Below are 17,573 nucleotides of genomic sequence, written 5' to 3' on the forward strand. Positions count from 1 at the left end.
CGGCCTTGAGTTGATTTTCACGGTAAGCGCTGGCGCGCGAGCATGACAGATCCAATTTCGCGATTTCCCCGTGGACCACGGCCTGCAGACCAATTAACGGTTTTTCCACCGCGCAACTTCTGCCGACCGAGCGGATAAGGGTAATCTTGCGCGACGCACACGCGCCTCAACAGCCCCGGAGTCTTGCCGGCATGGAACTACATGTTGTCATCAACGGCCGCAAGGACCTGACCGGCCAGTTGTATAACCAACTGCGCAGCGCCATCGAGTCCGGACGCCTGGCCGCCGGGACGCAACTGCCGCCCAGCCGTTTGCTGGCCGAACAATTGGGCATTTCACGCAAGACCATTTCCGATACCTACGCCCAGTTGACCTACGAAAACTTCCTCACCGGCGTGGTCGGCAAAGGCACCTACGTCAATGCGCGCTCGTCGAAGGTGCAGCGTAAACAGAACTACACAGAGCTTGGCGGCTTTGAGGTGATCGAATCCTGGCGCAACCTGCCGGTATTCCTGCGTCATCCGACCCTGGAAGGCTCGCTGCGCTACGATTTCATCGGTGGCGCCACCAGCAAGGGCCAGTTTCCCCAGGATGACTGGCGACGCTGCACCTCCCACGCGCTGCGCCAGATTGCCGGCTCCAAGGGCTTGTACAGCCAGCCTGAGGGCTTGCCCGCCCTGCGCAACGCCATTGCGCGGCACATCGCGTTCTCCCGCGGGGTCAATTGCCAGGATGAGGATGTGGTGGTGTGCAACGGCGCGCAGCAGGCCCTGGACCTGATTGCGCGGGTGCTGATCAGTCCGGGCAGCCTGGTCGCCATGGAGGACCCCGGCTACCCGCCGGCGCGGCTGCTGTTCGGCACCCATGGTGCCACGGTGATTGGCGTGCCGGTGGACGCCGAAGGCATTGTGGTGGAGCAGATTCCTCGCGGCACGCGCCTGATCTACGTCACCCCGTCGCACCAGTTCCCGCTGGGCATGCCGATGAGCCAGGCGCGCCGGCAAGCACTGCTGGCCAAGGCCCATGAGCTGGGCGCGATCATCATCGAGGACGACTACGACAGCGAATTCCGCTACGAAGGACGCCCCACCGATTCCCTGCAAAGCATGGATGAACAGGGGATCGTCGCTTACGTCGGGACCTTTTCCAAAACCCTGCTGCCGGAACTGCGGCTTGGCTATGCGATCCTGCCGCCAGCGATCCTGGAAGCCGTGGTGCGCGCCAAACAGCTCACCGACCTGCACACCTCGACCCTGCCGCAATGGGCGCTGGCCAAGTTCATCGCCGAAGGCTGCCTGCTCAAGCACATCCGCCGCTGCCATACGGTCTATGCCGGGCGCCGTGAACGGATCCTGACGCGCATGGCCGGTGACCTCTCACCCTGGCTGGAGGCGGTGCCCTCCACCGCCGGCTTCCACATGGTGGTGATGTGCAAAGTGCCCATGGATATTCCATTGGTGATCGAACTGGCGAAAAAAGTCGAAGTCGGACTCTATGCCATCGACGGCTTTTTCTATCAGCAAGCGCCCAAGGCCGGGTTTTTCCTCGGTTTTGGCGCCATCGAGACACTGGACATCGACACCGCCCTGGACCGTGTGCGCGACATTTTGCAGCAGGTGGCCTGACGGATTGGCCTGGGGTTTTATCCGGCGATTGGCTATTGGCGGTCCTCAGGGTCAGGCCTATCCTGCATAGGCGTTATCCCTCAATGAGCAGGATTCGTCCGGCCTGATTCAGGAGTGTGAGCAATGTCCCATGAAGTGATCAATACCGTACAGGTACAGGCCGTCGCCGGCCGCTCGGATGAACTGGGTAAGCAACTGCAAAAGATTGTCGAAACCCTGCGTGAACTACCGGGCTGCGAATCCTATATGGTCGACCGCTGCCCAGAGGACAGCAATCGCTGGACCGTCAGCGCCCGCTGGCAATCGGAAGCGGCCATGAAATCGCATTTCAACTGCCCCGAAGTCCAGGGTTTCATCGGCCTGATCGATAGCCAACTGGCCAATGCCGTGGACTTCAACAGTTTTCCGATCGTCTGAAAACAAGATCTAAAGATCGCAGCCTGCGGCAGCTCCTACATAGGCTGCGATCTTTGCTTTGGTCCCCTCGCCTTCCGGAATATTGGCTGTTTAACCTATACCGCTTGCGCACTACTGTGGATTGCAACAACTAACCACCACAGGTAAAGAACCATGAACATGTTGCGTTTGCGTGCTGCCTCCCTCGCCGCCCTGGCCCTGATTGTGTCCGCATCGGCCTTTGCCCATGACCCTTCGGAAAAAGTCACCGTTTTGCAGGACCAGATGCTGAAAAATGCTCCGGGCAAAAAGGCTTTGATGATCGAGGTTGACTACCAGCCAGGCCAATCGTCCATCGCCCACAAGCACGACGGCACGGCCATGGCCTATGTGCTTTCGGGGTCGATCACGTCTCAGGTGAAAGGCGAAAAAGCGGTCACCTACAAGGCTGGTGAGTATTGGTACGAACCCGCGGGTTCGGAACACCTGGTCTCGAAAAACGCCAGTACAACCAAGCCGGCGAAGCTGTTGGTGTTCATGGTATTGGCCCCAGACGAGAAAGTGTTGATCCCATTGGAAAACTGATGGCTGAACGTACAGCCATAAATAAAAAGGCTCGAATTGCGAATTCGGGCCTTTTTATTTCTCGAGGCAATTAACCGAAGACTGTTAAGCCAAACAAAACTATTGGGCAACGGATAAGTTCGGACATTGGCTATTTAAATAAAACAGCCAGGGTTTAGTCTTGAGTCACCGCCGGCACAGCACCGGCAACTTAAACTTCCGACCAAGCTGTTTCACTGGAGAAACACCATGAAACTTGCCCTTGCCAGTACATTGACATTAACGATTGTTTTAACCGGTTGCTCGATCCCTACTGCGCCCACGGCGGTCTCTTCACTCAATGGCATTTTCACCGAACCGGTAGGCCGCAGCGGTGCCACCCTGATTAACAACGGCAGCCAGGTCTCGTTGGGCATCGTCTACAGCCAGAATACCCAGACGAACCGTGCCTATCTGCGGGACTACCAGGCCAACGCAGGCACTGGTTTCGGCCAGAGCCTGCTGGTGCAGCCAATTCATGACGCCTATGTAGCCACTTCCAAGCCAGACCTGGCCGTGGATTGGGTCAAGGCCTCCCTGCAGCGGCAATTCGGTTCGGTAACGGTGTATCCGGACATGCAGAGCCTCAGGGCGGCGAAGCCGGACGTGATGGCGGTGGTCGACACCCGCAGCCAACTGATTACATCGCGCAGTTCAGATATCCAGTCGGATGTCAGTGCGGACTTTTACGACAAGAACTTCAACTACATCGGTACTGCACAAGGGCATGACGCCAAAGCACTCAGCCCCGTGTGGGCCGACTACAAACGTAGCGAGGAGATCGTTGCCGACATCAATGAACAACAGAATGTGCAAATCAGGGCACTGCAGAAGTTTGACCAGTCGCTCAGCGACTTATTGACAACCCCCTCAAAGGAAATATCAAAACTCGACTCTAAAACAGAGAAAAAATTTTATTAACACTGAAAACTTGTCGCGAGCAAGTTCCCTACCACAGGTGATCGAACTCGCCTGGAAGAATTCGGTCACCTGTGCCGCCCACAAACGTCAGAACCTGGATCAAGGGGCTATTCAGTCACATCAAGAAATCATCGAGCACTTCACTCACAGTTTGGATACCATTACTTTGAACTGGCACAAAAGCCACTTCAACTTAATTCGAAATAAAGGAATATTTATGAACAAAGACCAAGAACGGTCCTTCGTTGCTCGCCTGTCTAGCGATTTCAGCAATATGAGCTTTTTTGACCAACAGTTGGACTCCAGCCTGTTTAACTCTTCCGGATTTTCCTCTCCGTATCCACCAAACATCATCACAACAAACGAGTTTGTCCTTGATGGCAAACTATTCCCGGTGGCAAACGACCGGCGCACGCCTAAACTTATTGTACATTTCCGGTGTTATGACGATTACTACAACCTGCAAATCCTCAACGAGCCGTACTCCCTAAAATACTTCAGTAAAGACAGTCAAGGTATCCTCGGGGCTTTCCCTGCAGCGGGGGGAGAAACAACATCATTCAATTTGTTGGACGACAACCACAACATCATTACATTGGATGATTTAGCTTCAAACGAGGCGACCATTTATCTTAAGGCACGGAGCGGAGAAATTATCAAAAAGAGCATCTGGGGTAAGCCGATCAATAAAGCAATATTTACTGACAAGAGCGGAGATATCTCTGCATTTCAGCTGACGATCCTTGAAAGAGAGGTCGCAACGCCGAAAAGTCCGGCAGATTACGCCTGAACAATAGATAACACTCACCTTAGTGAGCCACATCCAAAAGGCAATACTGGCAGCGCGAGATAAAAAAAGCCCCGCATCTCTCGATGCGGGGCTTTTTCATTCAACGCCTGATCAGGCCGCCGGTTCCAGCTCGGCGGCGACAGCGGCAGGCACTACCGCTTGACCGCTCAACGCCAGGTCCAGCAGTTCGCGGTTGGCCACCGCGTACATGGCGTAGTCGGTGCCGCTGGCGGCACGGATTTCCACCAGCATGGCGCGCCAGCGTTCGATCATGCCTTCGTGCTGCGCCATCCACAGGGAGAGCCGTGTTTCCACGTCCTGGGTGCCGTCGCCCTGTTGCAGGACCGAGATGGTGATCGCGCGTTGCTGCCAGTCGACGTCATCGCGGAACGCTTCACGGGCAAGGGCCTGCCAGTTGTTTTCAACCGGCAGAGCGCTGATCTGTTGCATGTACCAGGTGATGTCCAGCGCGCTGCCCACGGCGAAGTAAGCCTTGGCCACCTCGGCCGGATCCTGGCCGGTCACGTCGGAAGCCTCGATGATCGGCAGCAGGGTGTACAGGTGCGAAGTGCCAGCCACCATACGCGCCAGCAACTCCGGCACACCGGCTTCGACGTAGGCCTGATAACGGCGCTGCCAGGTTTCACGGATCTCGCCACTGAGCAGCTCGTCGAGCTTCAGGCCCAACTCTTTCAAGTGCGGACCAAAGTGCGCGACGTCACGGGCAGCGTTCTGCTCGTTGCGACGGGCACGCAGGAACCAGCGCGTGGCGCGACGGCCCAGGCGCATCAGCTCGTCCATCAGCTCCAGTTGAACGTCGGCCGAAACCTGGTAATCCAGGTTTTCGATCTGACGGAACCAGTGCGGGAGGTGGAAGATGTCACGCACGATCACGTAGGCGCCGGCCACGTTCGCCGGGCTCATCCCGGTCGACTCTTTGAGTCGTTGAACGAAGGTGATGCCCATGTGGTTGACCAGATCGTTGGCGATCTGGGTGCTGACGATTTCGCGCTTCAGGCGGTGACGGCGCATGGCCACGGAGAACTTGCTCACCAAGGTTGGTGGGAAAGCGGTTTCCATGTCGCGGGTCAGGTAGTCGTCGTCCGGCACCAGGGAGCCCAGCAGTTGCTCCTTGAGGTCGATCTTGCTGTAGGAGATCAGCACCGACAGCTCGGCACGGGTCAGGCCATGGCCTTCCGCGACACGCTCGTTGATGGCTTCTTCCGACGGCAGGAACTCGATGGCACGATCCAGCTTGCCACGGCCTTCCAGGTCGTTCATCAGGCGCTTGTACTCGGCAATCCGCGGCAAGGCGCGACGGGCTGCCAGGGACAGGGCCTGGGTCTGCTTGTAGTTGTTGCCCAGCACCAGACCACCGACTTCGTCGGTCATGCTCGCCAGCAACTGGTTACGTTGCTTGTCGGTCATGTCGCCGGCCTGAACCACTTCGTTCAGCAGGATCTTGATGTTCACTTCGTGGTCGGAGCAGTCCACGCCACCGGCGTTGTCGATGAAGTCGGTGTTGGAGCCGCCGCCATTGAGGCCGAACTCCACACGACCCAGCTGGGTCATGCCCAGGTTACCGCCCTCGCCCACGACTTTGCAGCGCAGTTCGTTGCCGTTCACGCGCAGTGCATCGTTGGCCTTGTCGCCGACATCGGCGTGGCTTTCGCTGCTGGCCTTGACGTAGGTACCGATACCGCCGTTCCACAGCAGATCCACCGGCGCCTTGAGCAAGGCGTTCAGCAGTTCGGTCGGGGTCAGCTTGTCGGCCTCGATGTCGAAGCGCTCTTTCATCTGCGGGGAAATCGCGATGCTCTTCGCGCTGCGCGAGAAGATGCCGCCGCCTTCGGACATGATGCTGGTGTCGTAGTCCGACCAGGCCGAACGCGGCAGGTCGAACAGGCGCTGACGCTCGGCGAAGCTCGACGCCGGCTCAGGGTTCGGATCGATGAAGATGTGCAGGTGGTTGAACGCCGCGACCAGCTTCAGCTTGTCGGACATCAGCAAGCCGTTGCCGAACACGTCACCGGCCATGTCGCCGACACCGACCACGGTAATGCTGTCTTCCTGGACATTGATGCCGCGCTCGCGGAAGTGGCGCTGTACGCCGACCCACGCGCCCTTGGCGGTGATGCCCATCTTCTTGTGGTCGTAACCGGCCGAACCACCGGACGCAAACGCGTCACCCAGCCAGAAGCCGTAGTCGATGGCAATGCCGTTGGCGATGTCGGAGAAGGTCGCGGTGCCTTTGTCCGCCGCCACGACCAGGTACGGGTCATCGTCGTCATGACGCACGACGTTGGCTGGCGGTACCAGCGCGCCGTCCTTCAGGTTGTCGGTGATGTCCAGCAGACCCGAAATGAAGATGCGGTAGCAGGCGATGCCCTCGGCCGCGATCTCGTCACGGCTGCCGCCCAGTGGCAGGCGACGCGGCAGGAAGCCGCCCTTCGCACCCACCGGCACGATCACCGAGTTCTTCACTTGCTGGGCTTTTACCAGGCCGAGCACTTCAGTACGGAAGTCTTCTTCACGGTCGGACCAGCGCAGGCCGCCACGGGCAACGTTGCCGAAGCGCAGGTGCACGCCTTCGACGCGCGGCGAGTACACGAAGATTTCGAACTTCGGTACCGGCTTGGGCAGCTCGGGAATCAAGTGCGGGTTGAACTTGAAGCTGAAGTACGACTTGTTATGGCCGTTGGCATCGGTCTGGTAGAAGTTGGTGCGCAGGGTGGCCTTGATCAGGTCCAGGTAACGACGCAGGATGCGGTCTTCGTTCAGTACCTGGACGTCGTCCAGGGCGCTGAGAATCGCGTGCTCCAGACGCTGTTGCTTGTCGTCCAGGTCATCGCCGGTCAGCTTGCGCGCCAGGTAGAAGCGGGTCTTGAACAACCGGGTCAGCTCACGAGCGATGTCGGTGTGGTTGTTCAGGGTGCTGGCGATGTAACCCAGGTCGAAGCCCAGGCGGATCTGCTTCAGGTAACGGGCGTAGGCACGCAGCAGCGCCACGTCACGCCATGGCAGGCCGGCGGTCAGTACCAGACGGTTGAATGCGTCGTTCTCGGCATCGCCACGCACGATGTGGACGAACGCGTCCTGCAGCGTGTCGTTGAGCTGCTGGATGTCGAGTTCCAGGCCTTCGGCGGCAGTGAACGCGAAGTCATGAATCCAGAATTCGCGGCCATTGCTGTGACGCAGGTGATACGGGAACTCGCCCAGCACACGCAGACCGAGGTTTTCCAGGATCGGCAGGACGTCGGACAGTGCCAGCGGCGTATCGGCGTGGTACAGCTTGCAATGCAGCTGGCGCTGACCGGCGACCTGGCCCAGCGGCTGATAGAAACTCATCACCAGCGGGTTTTTGTCGCTCAGGCTAAGCAGATGCTGCATGTCGACCACAGCGGAATGCGCGGCGAAACGCTCGCGGTAACCGGCCGGGAAGCCTTTCGGGAAATCGGCCAGCACGTTGGTGCCCTGGGCTTCACCGAAGCTCTCGACGGTCAGTGCGGCGTAGTCGTCCTGCCAGCTGCGGCAGGCCTGCACCACTTCTTTTTCCAGCAGCAGCGGGTCGATGTCGAGGCGGTTTTTCGGGTCGACGCGCAGAATCAACTGCACGCGGGCCAGCACGGACTCGGAGAAGAAGGTCCAGAACTCGCAGTCGGTGGCTTTCAGGCGATCCATCAGCACTTGCTGGATCTTCTGGCGCACTTCAGTGGAGTAGATGTCGCGCGGCACGTAGGCCAGGCAGTAGCAGAAGCGGCCGTACGGGTCTTTGCGCAGGAACACGCGAATCTTGTTGCGTTCCTGGATCTGCACGATCGACATCACGGTGCTGAACAGCTCGTCCACCGGGGTCTGGAACAGATCGTCGCGCGGCAGCACTTCGAGCACCTGCGCCAGTTCCTTGCCCAGGTGAGCCTTGGCCTGGAAGCCGGAGCGGTGTTCGATTTCCTCGACCTTGCGGCGGATGTACGGGATCACCCGCACGCTCTCGCCATACACCGACGAGGTGTACAGGCCCATGAAACGGCATTCCTTGATGACCTTGCCGTTGGCGTCGATTTCGCGGATCGACACGTAGTCCGGGTAAGCCGGGCGGTGTACACGGCTTGGGTGCGCGGCCTTGGCGAACGACAGCAGGGTCGGTTCGCGCAGGTAGTTGACGGCGTAGTCTTCGATGCGCAGGTCATCGTAGGTCAGGCCGGCACGCAGCAGCTTGGTCAGGCCGAGGAAGGAGTCCTTGTCGTAGACGATATGGCCGCCATCGGCTTCGTCGCTGACCACGAACTCTTCATAACCGAGGAAGGTGAAGTGGTTGCCCACCAGCCATTCCAGGAAGCTCTTGATTTCGTTCTTCTCGTCGCCATCGACGGCGAACTGGCTGTTGTCCAGTTTGGCCAGGATCTCCTGGACCTTGGCCTTCATCGGCTCGAAATCGCCGACGGCCACGCGGACTTCACCGAGCACCTGCTCCAGCTCTTTGCTCAGGACATTGAGCTCGGCGGTGTTGGCGCAGCGGTCGATTTCCAGGTACATCAGCGATTCTTGCTGAATGTCGTCGCCCTGGGTGCCTTTAGGCAGGATTTCCAGCAACTCGCCCTTGCTGCCACGACGCACGCTCAGCACGGTGGTTTGCAGGGTATGGATGCTGTAGCCGCGGCGGTTCAGCTCGGTACGCACCGAGTCCACCAGGAATGGCAGGTCGTGGTGCAGCACTTCGACCGCCGTGTGGGTCGATTGCCAGCCGTGGCGTTCGTAATCGGGGTTGAAGACGCGCACTTGCGGTTGCGCGTGATCGAAGCGCTCAAGCAGGCGCCATGCAGAAAGGGTGCAGCCAGCAAGGTCGGACAACCGACGCTGGGTCAGCTCGTCAAGGGAAATGATGCCGAAGAATTGTTCAGCGAACAGCGCCACTTGTGGCAGTGCCTGTTCACTGATGTGCTGCGCCAGTGCCGCTTGCAGTTGGTGCTGGAAGTCGGCTTTGCTGGCTGCGGTGAAGAACGCCATCTGTGGTACTCCGCTTGGGCTTGTTATTGATGAAAGCGTCGCGCGAAACCCCTTTCGGGGCTACGTTTCAAAGCTAGCCGTCACCCGGTTCCTGATTCTCGGGCAGAGGAAACAGGGTGACAGGTGGGTGAAGCTGGACGAGACACTCAGGTCACATTCACCTTCCATGAATGGGCATCTGCAAAAACGACTGGGCCGGGTGCAGCGCAATGTCTTTACGGGTGCTCATCCGTTGCGCAGCTTAACGAGTGCGGCAAGGCCCATGCTTGCGGTGCTGCGACATATTCGGTCATCGGCACGCTGCTCAAGGCATGCGCATCGAACAACACTAGCATTCGTACAGAAAAATGACGGTTATCCATCCGCTTTTACGGGACATCCGTACCAGAAATGACCAGTAACACTCTGCCCGTTCACGACCCGGTCACTGCTACGCGAACGAGCAGAAATGTGCGCGGGCTGGCAGAATCGCCCTTTGTTGCGTTTACCACGCCCGTCGAGCCAGGAATTTCCCATGAAAATGAAAACCGCCCTCTTGATCGTCAACCCTTGCGACGACGAAGAAGACAACATGGCCATGCTCTGCTGCCACAGCGAACAGGGCGAAATGTTCCTCATGAGCCGCTACCCCGACGAGGACGAACTGGAAATCACCCTCGACGGCGAGCCTTCGACGCTGGATGGCGTAAAAGTCACCCTGAGCCCTTCCCTGCTGAAGATTGAAATTGCGGCGGCAGATGCCGATGCGCTCAATGGGGATGATGTGCTGGAAATCACCTTTGATGCCGACATGACGGATCTGGCTGAAGTGGAGCTGACCTTGAAGAATATTCTTGATGGTACTGGCACCTTTATCAGCCAGATTTGATGGTGCCTGAGCGGGCGCCTTCGCGAGCAAGCCCGCTCCCACATTTGATCGCATTCTTGCCGGAATAACGCGGTCGACTGTGGGAGCGGGCTTGCTCGCGAAGAGGCCCGAGAGAACACCACCAGCCTGCAACCTGTAGAAAATTCCTACAACGATTGCCAACCATTTCCTGCACTTTGCGCAAAATGCCGTTAGTCGCCGCCCCCCGCGATGGATTAAAGTAACGCCCCCAGCCCTGGCGTATGTCGAACGTCCTCGGCCACCCTTTTGCAGGAACAGTCATCGATGGAACATCGTGAAGCGCTGCTCGCGCTGCGAACCTTTCTTTCAACGCAGATTCTCGGCCAGGAAAAACTCATCGAGCGCTTGCTCATCGCCCTGCTCGCCGACGGCCACATGCTGGTCGAAGGCGCCCCTGGCCTGGCCAAGACCAAGGCCATCAAAGAACTCGCCGAAGGCATCGAAGCCCAGTTCCACCGCATCCAGTTCACCCCCGACCTGTTGCCGGCCGATATTACCGGTACGGAAATCTACCGCCCGGAAACCGGCAGTTTCGTGTTCCAGCAAGGCCCGATCTTCCACAACCTGGTTCTGGCGGACGAAATCAACCGCGCCCCGGCCAAGGTCCAGTCGGCGCTGCTCGAAGCCATGGCCGAGCGCCAGGTCAGTGTGGGGCGCAGCACCTACGAGCTATCGCCCCTGTTTCTGGTGATGGCCACGCAGAACCCGATCGAGCAGGAAGGCACTTACCCGCTGCCTGAAGCCCAGCTCGACCGCTTCCTGATGCACGTGAAAATCGGCTTCCCGGACGCAACCGTTGAACGCAAGATTCTGCAACAGGCCCGTGGCGAGGCCCTCAACGGCGAAACCAAGCCCGAACGCCGGGTCAGCCAGCAGGCCATTTTTGCCGCGCGCAAGGAAATCCTCGGTTTGTACATGGCCGACGCCGTGGAGGAATACCTGGTGCAGCTGGTCATGGCCACCCGCATCCCGGCCAAGTTCGACCCGGAGATGGCCGAGTGGATCGCCTATGGCGCCAGCCCTCGCGGTTCGATTGCCCTGGACCGCTGCGCCCGCGCCCACGCCTGGCTGGCCGGCCGCGACTTCGTCAGCCCGGAAGACATCCAGGCCGTGCTGTTCGACGTGTTGCGCCATCGCATCATTCTTTCCTTTGAAGCCGAAGCCGCCGGCATCGATCAGGACCGGGTGGTCCAGCGGATTCTCGACGTCGTAGCCGTCGCTTGACCCCGATGAACGCCAGCCTGCCGCCCGAGCCGGGCATCCGTGTCAGCCTCGCCGACCTGATCGAGATGCGCCATCGCGTGCGTGAAGTGCAATTGTTTTCCACGCCGAGCCAGCGCAGCCCGCTGATCGGCCTGCACCACTCCAAACTGCGCGGACGTGGCGTCGACTTCGATCAGGTGCGGGTCTATCAGGCCGGCGACGATGTGCGCACCATTGACTGGCGCGTGACTGCCCGTACCCAGGAGCCTCACACCAAGCTGTTCCACGAAGAACGTGAGCGACCGATCTTCATCATGGTCGAACAGAGTCGCCGGCTGTTTTTCGGCTCGGGCCTGATGTTCAAGTCGGTGCTCGCCGCCCAGGCCGCGAGCCTGATCGGTTGGGCCGCCCTGGGGCACAACGACCGGGTCGGCGGGCTGGTGTATGGCGACAATGAGCACTACGAAATCAAGCCCCGGCGCAGCAAGCAAAGCCTGCTGCAGTTGCTCAACCGGCTGGTGCGGGTCAATCAGTCGCTCAACAGCGAAAGCGAGCCGGACCGCGACGCCTTTGGCATTGCCCTGCGCCGCGCCCGGGAAGTGTCGCGCCCTGGCAGCCTGGTGATCGTGATCTGTGACGAACGCGCCCTTTCGGACAGCGCCGAGCAACAGCTGAGCCTGTTATCGCGCCACTGCGACCTGTTGCTGCTGCCGTTGTCCGATCCGCTGGACCATGCCCTGCCCGCCGCGGGTCTTTTGCGTTTCGCCGAACGCGGCGCGCAACTGGAACTCGACACGCTGAATTTCGACCTGCGCCAGACTTACCGGGCCCAGGCCGAAGCACGTATCGCCCGCTGGGAACTGCTCGCGCAGAAGCTAAGGGTACTGATGATGCCGTTGAGCACTCAGAGCGAGATGGTCGAGCAACTGCGCGAATACCTGAACCCACAGAAACCGGGGAAAGGCCGATGAGCAGCCTTGATCAACTGCAACCGCTGATATCCCCGCCACCGGTGGAATTCTGGCCTCCGGCACCGGGTTGGTGGCTGCTGCTGCTCGTGGTGCCGCTGATCGGTCTGGGCCTGTGGAAGCTGCGTCGCTTCATTCCGCAAAAACGCCCCGTGGTCCGTGCCGAACAGCCGCTTGACCCGGTACGCCTTGCGGCTCTGGCCGAGCTGGCACTGATGCCCAAGCCTTACGACGGTGCGCCGGCCGGTGCCTGGCTGCAGCAACTCAACGGCCTGCTCAAGCGCCTGTGCCGCAACCACTATCCCTACAGCCAGAGCCACACCCTCAACGGCCGCAAATGGCTGGCGTTCCTCGACAATCGCTGCCCGGCGGCCGGCCTGACCCGATGGATGGTGCTCGTGGAAGGCGCCTACAAACCCGAATGCAAACTCGACGACAAGGCCATTGCCGGCCTGACCCAAGCCGTCGATACGTGGATTCGCAAACATGTTTGAATTCGCCTGGCCGTGGATTTTTGCCCTTGCGCCGCTGCCGTGGCTGATGCGCATCGTATTGCCGGTGGCCGACAGTGGTGAACCGGCACTCAAGGTCAGCTTCCTCAGCGACCTGGAAGGCCTCGCCGGGCGACGCGCCCGGGCCAACCTGCCAGCCTGGCGCCAGCAGGCACCGTTCATCCTGCTGTGGCTGTTGCTGCTGGTCGCGGCGGCTCGCCCGCAATGGCTCGGTGAACCCCTGCCGATTGCCGCCAGCGGCCGTGACTTGCTGGTGGCCGTGGACGTTTCCGGGTCCATGGATTTCCCTGACATGCAATGGCAGGACGAAGACATCAGTCGCCTGTCACTGGTCCAGCATTTGCTCGGCGACTTTCTCGAAAGCCGCGAAGGTGACCGGGTCGGGCTGATCCTGTTCGGCAGCCAGGCCTATCTGCAGGCACCGTTGACCTTCGACCGCCACACCGTGCGCGTCTGGCTCGATGAGGCGCGCATCGGCATCGCCGGCAAAAACACCGCCATCGGCGATGCCATCGGTCTGGCCCTCAAGCGCCTGCTCTTGCGCCCGGCAACCAGCCGCGTGCTGATCCTGGTGACCGACGGCGCCAACAATGGCGGTGAAATCGACCCGCTCACCGCTGCGCGACTCGCCGCCAAGGAAGGCGTGAAAATCTACCCGATCGGCATCGGTGCCGATCCGGAGCAAAGTGGCACGGTCGGCTTTCTCGGCGTCAATCCGAGCCTGGACCTGGACGAACCGTCCCTCAAGGCCATCGCCGAGGCCACGGGTGGCCAGTATTTCCGGGCTCGCGACGGCAAAGAGCTGCAGGCGATCAAGGACGTACTGGATCAACTGGAGCCCGTGGCCCAGCAACCCACCCAGGCCCGCCCGACCCAAGCGTTGTACCACTGGCCACTGGCCCTGGCGCTGTGGTTGAGCATGCTGCTGGTGGCCCCCGTGCTCTGGCCGGACAACCCCTTGCAACGCCTGTTCACCAAGGATCTGTTCTTGCAAACCCAACTGCTGCCTGACTGGCGCCAGCGTCTCAAACGCCTGCGCCTGCGGAGGCGTCGATGAGTGTGCTGTGGCCGTACTGGTTCCGCCCCTGGTGGCTGCTGTTGCTGCCGGTGCTTGGCTGGTTGCTCTGGCAACTCTGGCACCGCAAGAAGCGCGCCGGGCGCTGGCAAATGATTCTGCCACCGGCCTTTCACGCCGCACTGCTCAGTGGCGGCAGTGGCCGTGACAGTAAACTGCCCTGGATCGCCCTCGGTCTCGCGTGGCTGTTGACCCTGCTCGCCCTGCTCGGTCCGGGCTGGCAGCGTGTCGAGCAGACCAGTCAAAAGCCCGCCGACCCGCTGGTGGTGGTGCTCGAACTGACCCCGGAAATGCTCGCCACCGACGTCATGCCCAACCGGCTTGAACAGGCTCGACGCAAGCTGTTCGATCTGCTGCAGATTCGCAGCGACGCGCAAACCGCCATCGTCGTCTACGCCGGCAGTGCCCATACGCTGGTACCGCTGTCGGATGATCTGTCCACCAGCCGCAATCTGCTGGACGCACTGAAGCCGTCGTTGATGCCAGAGGCCGGGCATCGCGCCGATCTCGCGGTGGTCAAGGCCCTGGCGCTGCTCGAACAAGCGGCGCTGGGCGACGGCCGGATCCTGCTGATCGGTTCGTCCTTGACCGAACAGGAGCGGCTGGGCATCCGTCACGCGCTCAACGGCAAATCGACTCAATTTCTGATGCTTGGCATCGGCACCGCCGAAGGCTCGCCCATCACCCAGGAGGACGGCAGTTTCCTCAAGGATGAACAAGGGGCCATTCTCGTGCCGCGCCTGGACGAGCCAGGCTTGAAAGCTTTTGCCAACGACCTGGATGGACGCTTTCGCCAGGCACGCCTGGACGACAGTGACCTGCATGCCCTTGGCCTGTTCGACGGCCCGCGCAACCTGCGCAACGACGGTCAGACCCTGCGCCTGGACACCTGGGCCGATCAAGGTTACTGGCTTTTGCTACCGCTGCTGTTCCTGGCGGCCTGCGCGGGGCGTCGCGGCTGGCTGCTGTGCCTGCCGCTGCTATTGGCGTTGCCTCAACCGAGCTACGCCTTCGACCTCGCCGACCTGTGGTTGCGTCCTGATCAACAAGGCGTGCACCTGCTCAAACAAAAGCGCCCGGCCGAAGCCGCCCGGCGCTTTGAAGACCACCAATGGCAAGGCGTGGCGCTCTACGAGGCCGGAGATTACGCCCGCGCCGCCAAGCGGTTCGCAGAAGGCAACGATGCCCACGCCCACTACAATCGAGGCAATGCCCTGGCCAAAAGCGGTGAGCTGGAGGCGGCCCTGGACGCGTACGAACAGGCTCTGGAACGTCAACCGGACTTGCGCCCGGCGCTGACCAACAAGGCGCTGGTGGAAGAGCTGCTCAAGCAGAAAAACAGCCTACCCGCCCCGGAACCGGACCCTTCCGCCAGCGACGAACCCCTGGACATGCAACAACAGACTCCACCCGGCGTCTCAACGCAGTCTTCGGACAGCGGCGAGCCGCAGGCGCAAGAACCGCCGGCCGACTCCAACACCGCGCAACCGCCGGCGTCGCCGCCCAGACCGGGTGCCAATGAAGTGCCCGGCAGCGAGTTGGGTGACGAACAGCACACCACGCCGCCCTTGCGCCCTGCCACCGACAGTATCGAGGGTGAACAGCGTCAGGCACTGGAGCAGTGGTTGCGGCAGATCCCGGATGACCCCGGTGAGCTGCTGCGGCGAAAATTCTGGTACGAACAGCAACAACATCAGGATCAGGAAAAAACTCGATGACCCGCTTCACCGTTTTATTGCTCGCACTGATGCACGGCCTGTTGTTCTGCTCTGTCCAGGCACAGGCTGCAGAGCTGGCCGCCAGTGTGGACCGCAGTCGCCTGAGCTCAGGCGAGACGGTCGAGCTGACCCTGGAGTCCACCGACGTGACTCAGTTCGGCAAACCCGACCTGACACCGCTGGAGCCGTTGTTCGAAGTGCGCGGCACCCGCCAGGTCAACCAGTTGAACACCCTCAGCGGTGAAAACCAGGCCGCCACGCGCTGGATCATCACCCTCTTGCCCCGGCAAAACGGCAGCGTCGTGATTCCGCCCCTGCAACTGGGCGAACTGCAGAGCCAGCCGATCACCCTGCAAGTGGTCGAGAGCGAAACACCGGACAACCCGAACAAACGCGCCCCGGTGTTCATCGATGCCAGCCTCGATCAAACCAGCGTGTACGTTCAGGCCCAGGCAGTCCTGACCCTGCGCATCTACCACTCGGTGTCGCTGTACGACGACAGCAGCCTGCCACCCTTGCAGATACCTGACGCACGCATCGAACAATTGGGCGACTCACGCACCTACGAAAAAGACATCGATGGGCTGCGCCACGGTGTGATCGAAATGCGCTACGCGATCTACCCGCAACACAGTGGCGAACTGATCATTCCGGCACAGGTCTTCAACGCGGCGCTGGTCGACGCACAACCGGTACAGGACAGCGCCACCCAGGGACCGAAATCCGGCAAGCTGATGCGCGTCACCTCGGCCGAACTGCTGTTGACGGTCAAGGCCAAACCCCTCACCTGGCCGGCCGATGCCCCCTGGCTGCCTGCGCGCAGCCTGACCCTGAGCGAAAGCTGGAACCCGGAGCCGGACCACGCCCAGGTCGGCGATTCACTGACCCGCAGCCTGACGGTGACAGCCGAGGGCTTGTCCAGCACCCAACTGCCACCGCTGCCCGGCACCGATGTCGGCGGGCTGCGCCGCTACCCGGATCAACCGGTGCTCGGCAACCAGAACAGCGAACGCGGCCTGGTTGGCAGCCGTGAAGACCGCGAGGCCTTGGTGCCGACACGCACCGGCGCCATCGAACTGCCCACCGTCGACGTGGTCTGGTGGAACACCTTCGAAGACCATCTGGAACACAGCAGCCTGCCTGCCCGCACGCTGCACGTGGCGGCCAACCCGAGCCTGGTGGTCGACACCCCGGCCGGCGCGTCTGCGGTCGAAGCCAGCGCCGACAGCGAAGCCCTTCGGCGCTGGAAGCTCAGCACCCTGTTCCTGGCCTGCACCACCCTGCTCGGCTTCGGCCTCTGGTGGCGTGGCCGCTGGCAACCGGCGGTGGCGCGCACTGCCCAAACCGGCCCGAGCCCGCGCACCGTACTCGACGACCTCAAGCGCGCCTGCCTGGCCAATGACTCCCACGCCACCCGCCAGGCCCTCGACGCCTGGGCCCGGCAACAACCGGAAACCCTGGCCGACATGGCTGCCCGCTTCGTGCCCCTGTCCAACGCCCTCGACGGCTTGAACGGCGCGCTCTACAGCGAAACCGGCCAGTACTGGCAAGGTGACGAGTTGTGGCGGGCGATCAAGGCGATCCCGATGGCCGAACGGGTGCAGGATGTGGTCGGCGACAGTGGGTTGCCGCCGCTTTATCCGAAATAGAACCCTTCGCCGACAAGGATGCATTTGTGGTGAGGAGGCTTGCCTGTGGTGAGGGGGCTTGCCCCCGTTGGGCTGCGAAGCGGCCCCAAGTTTTTCCGGCACACCGAGCTGCCCGGATTTACGGCCGCTTCGCGACCGAACGGGGGCAAGCCCCCTCGCCACAGAGCATTCCATCGCGCGACCGGGCATTTTTACCAGTAAACTCTCCCCCCTTTCG

Annotated in this window: 13 protein-coding genes; 12 read left to right on the forward strand and 1 reads right to left on the reverse strand. The window is 61.0% G+C overall.

All coding sequences use genetic code 11. The features are described from left to right. The first annotated feature begins 191 nt into the window (after nt 1-191). The 5 genes from KW841_RS05360 to KW841_RS05380 all read left to right on the forward strand — a co-directional run bounded on the left by KW841_RS05360 (nt 192) and on the right by KW841_RS05380 (nt 4,335). Nucleotides 192-1,625 carry a PLP-dependent aminotransferase family protein gene (locus KW841_RS05360; protein ID WP_218474232.1) on the forward strand — a complete coding sequence of 478 codons (1,434 nt, stop codon included), beginning with the start codon at nt 192-194 and terminating at the stop codon, nt 1,623-1,625. 123 nt (nt 1,626-1,748) lie between these two features. Then, nucleotides 1,749-2,042: an antibiotic biosynthesis monooxygenase family protein gene (locus KW841_RS05365; protein ID WP_015095335.1), complete on the forward strand. Its 294-nt coding sequence runs from the start codon at nt 1,749-1,751 to the stop codon at nt 2,040-2,042. A gap of 153 nt (nt 2,043-2,195) precedes the next feature. Further along, nucleotides 2,196-2,606 carry a cupin domain-containing protein gene (locus KW841_RS05370; protein ID WP_218474235.1) on the forward strand — a complete coding sequence of 137 codons (411 nt, stop codon included), beginning with the start codon at nt 2,196-2,198 and terminating at the stop codon, nt 2,604-2,606. Nucleotides 2,607-2,834: 228 nt separating this feature from the next. Continuing rightward, nucleotides 2,835-3,545, forward strand: a complete 711-nt coding sequence (locus KW841_RS05375) for an ATPase (RefSeq protein WP_218474237.1) — start codon at nt 2,835-2,837, stop codon at nt 3,543-3,545. A 217-nt stretch (nt 3,546-3,762) separates the two neighbouring features. Then, nucleotides 3,763-4,335: a hypothetical protein gene (locus KW841_RS05380; RefSeq protein ID WP_116579269.1), complete on the forward strand. Its 573-nt coding sequence runs from the start codon at nt 3,763-3,765 to the stop codon at nt 4,333-4,335. A 111-nt stretch (nt 4,336-4,446) separates the two neighbouring features. On the opposite strand, the gene KW841_RS05385 is transcribed toward KW841_RS05380, so the two are convergent. Next, nucleotides 4,447-9,342 carry an NAD-glutamate dehydrogenase gene (locus KW841_RS05385; RefSeq protein WP_218474239.1) on the reverse strand — a complete coding sequence of 1,632 codons (4,896 nt, stop codon included), beginning with the start codon at nt 9,340-9,342 and terminating at the stop codon, nt 4,447-4,449. A 514-nt stretch (nt 9,343-9,856) separates the two neighbouring features. Between KW841_RS05385 and KW841_RS05390 the strand changes: the two genes are divergently transcribed. The 7 genes from KW841_RS05390 (at nt 9,857) to KW841_RS05420 (ending at nt 17,356) form a co-directional block, all read left to right on the forward strand. Continuing rightward, nucleotides 9,857-10,210 (forward strand): hypothetical protein, encoded by a 354-nt coding sequence (locus KW841_RS05390; protein WP_007979920.1) that lies wholly within the window; start codon nt 9,857-9,859, stop codon nt 10,208-10,210. 285 nt (nt 10,211-10,495) lie between these two features. Next, nucleotides 10,496-11,455 carry a MoxR family ATPase gene (locus KW841_RS05395; RefSeq protein WP_007979923.1) on the forward strand — a complete coding sequence of 320 codons (960 nt, stop codon included), beginning with the start codon at nt 10,496-10,498 and terminating at the stop codon, nt 11,453-11,455. A 5-nt stretch (nt 11,456-11,460) separates the two neighbouring features. Continuing rightward, on the forward strand, nt 11,461-12,405 hold the full coding sequence (locus tag KW841_RS05400; protein ID WP_007979925.1) for a DUF58 domain-containing protein: 945 nt from the start codon (nt 11,461-11,463) through the stop codon (nt 12,403-12,405). After that, entirely contained in the window at nt 12,402-12,896 is a 495-nt protein-coding gene (locus tag KW841_RS05405; protein ID WP_007979927.1) for a DUF4381 domain-containing protein, read from the forward strand. The genes KW841_RS05400 and KW841_RS05405 overlap by 4 nt, the downstream gene beginning before the upstream one ends. After that, nucleotides 12,889-13,971, forward strand: a complete 1,083-nt coding sequence (locus KW841_RS05410) for a VWA domain-containing protein (RefSeq protein WP_218474241.1) — start codon at nt 12,889-12,891, stop codon at nt 13,969-13,971. Before KW841_RS05405 ends, KW841_RS05410 begins: the two co-directional genes overlap by 8 nt. Next, a complete protein-coding gene (locus KW841_RS05415; protein WP_218474243.1) occupies nt 13,968-15,707 on the forward strand; it encodes a tetratricopeptide repeat protein in 1,740 nt (579 codons plus the stop codon). Before KW841_RS05410 ends, KW841_RS05415 begins: the two co-directional genes overlap by 4 nt. Then, nucleotides 15,704-17,356, forward strand: coding sequence for a BatD family protein (locus KW841_RS05420; RefSeq protein ID WP_218474245.1), 1,653 nt, complete (start codon nt 15,704-15,706; stop codon nt 17,354-17,356). Before KW841_RS05415 ends, KW841_RS05420 begins: the two co-directional genes overlap by 4 nt. Nucleotides 17,357-17,573 lie beyond the last annotated feature (217 nt).

Source organism: Pseudomonas sp. PDM28 (genome assembly GCF_019219115.1).
Lineage (GTDB): Bacteria > Pseudomonadota > Gammaproteobacteria > Pseudomonadales > Pseudomonadaceae > Aquipseudomonas > Aquipseudomonas laurylsulfatiphila.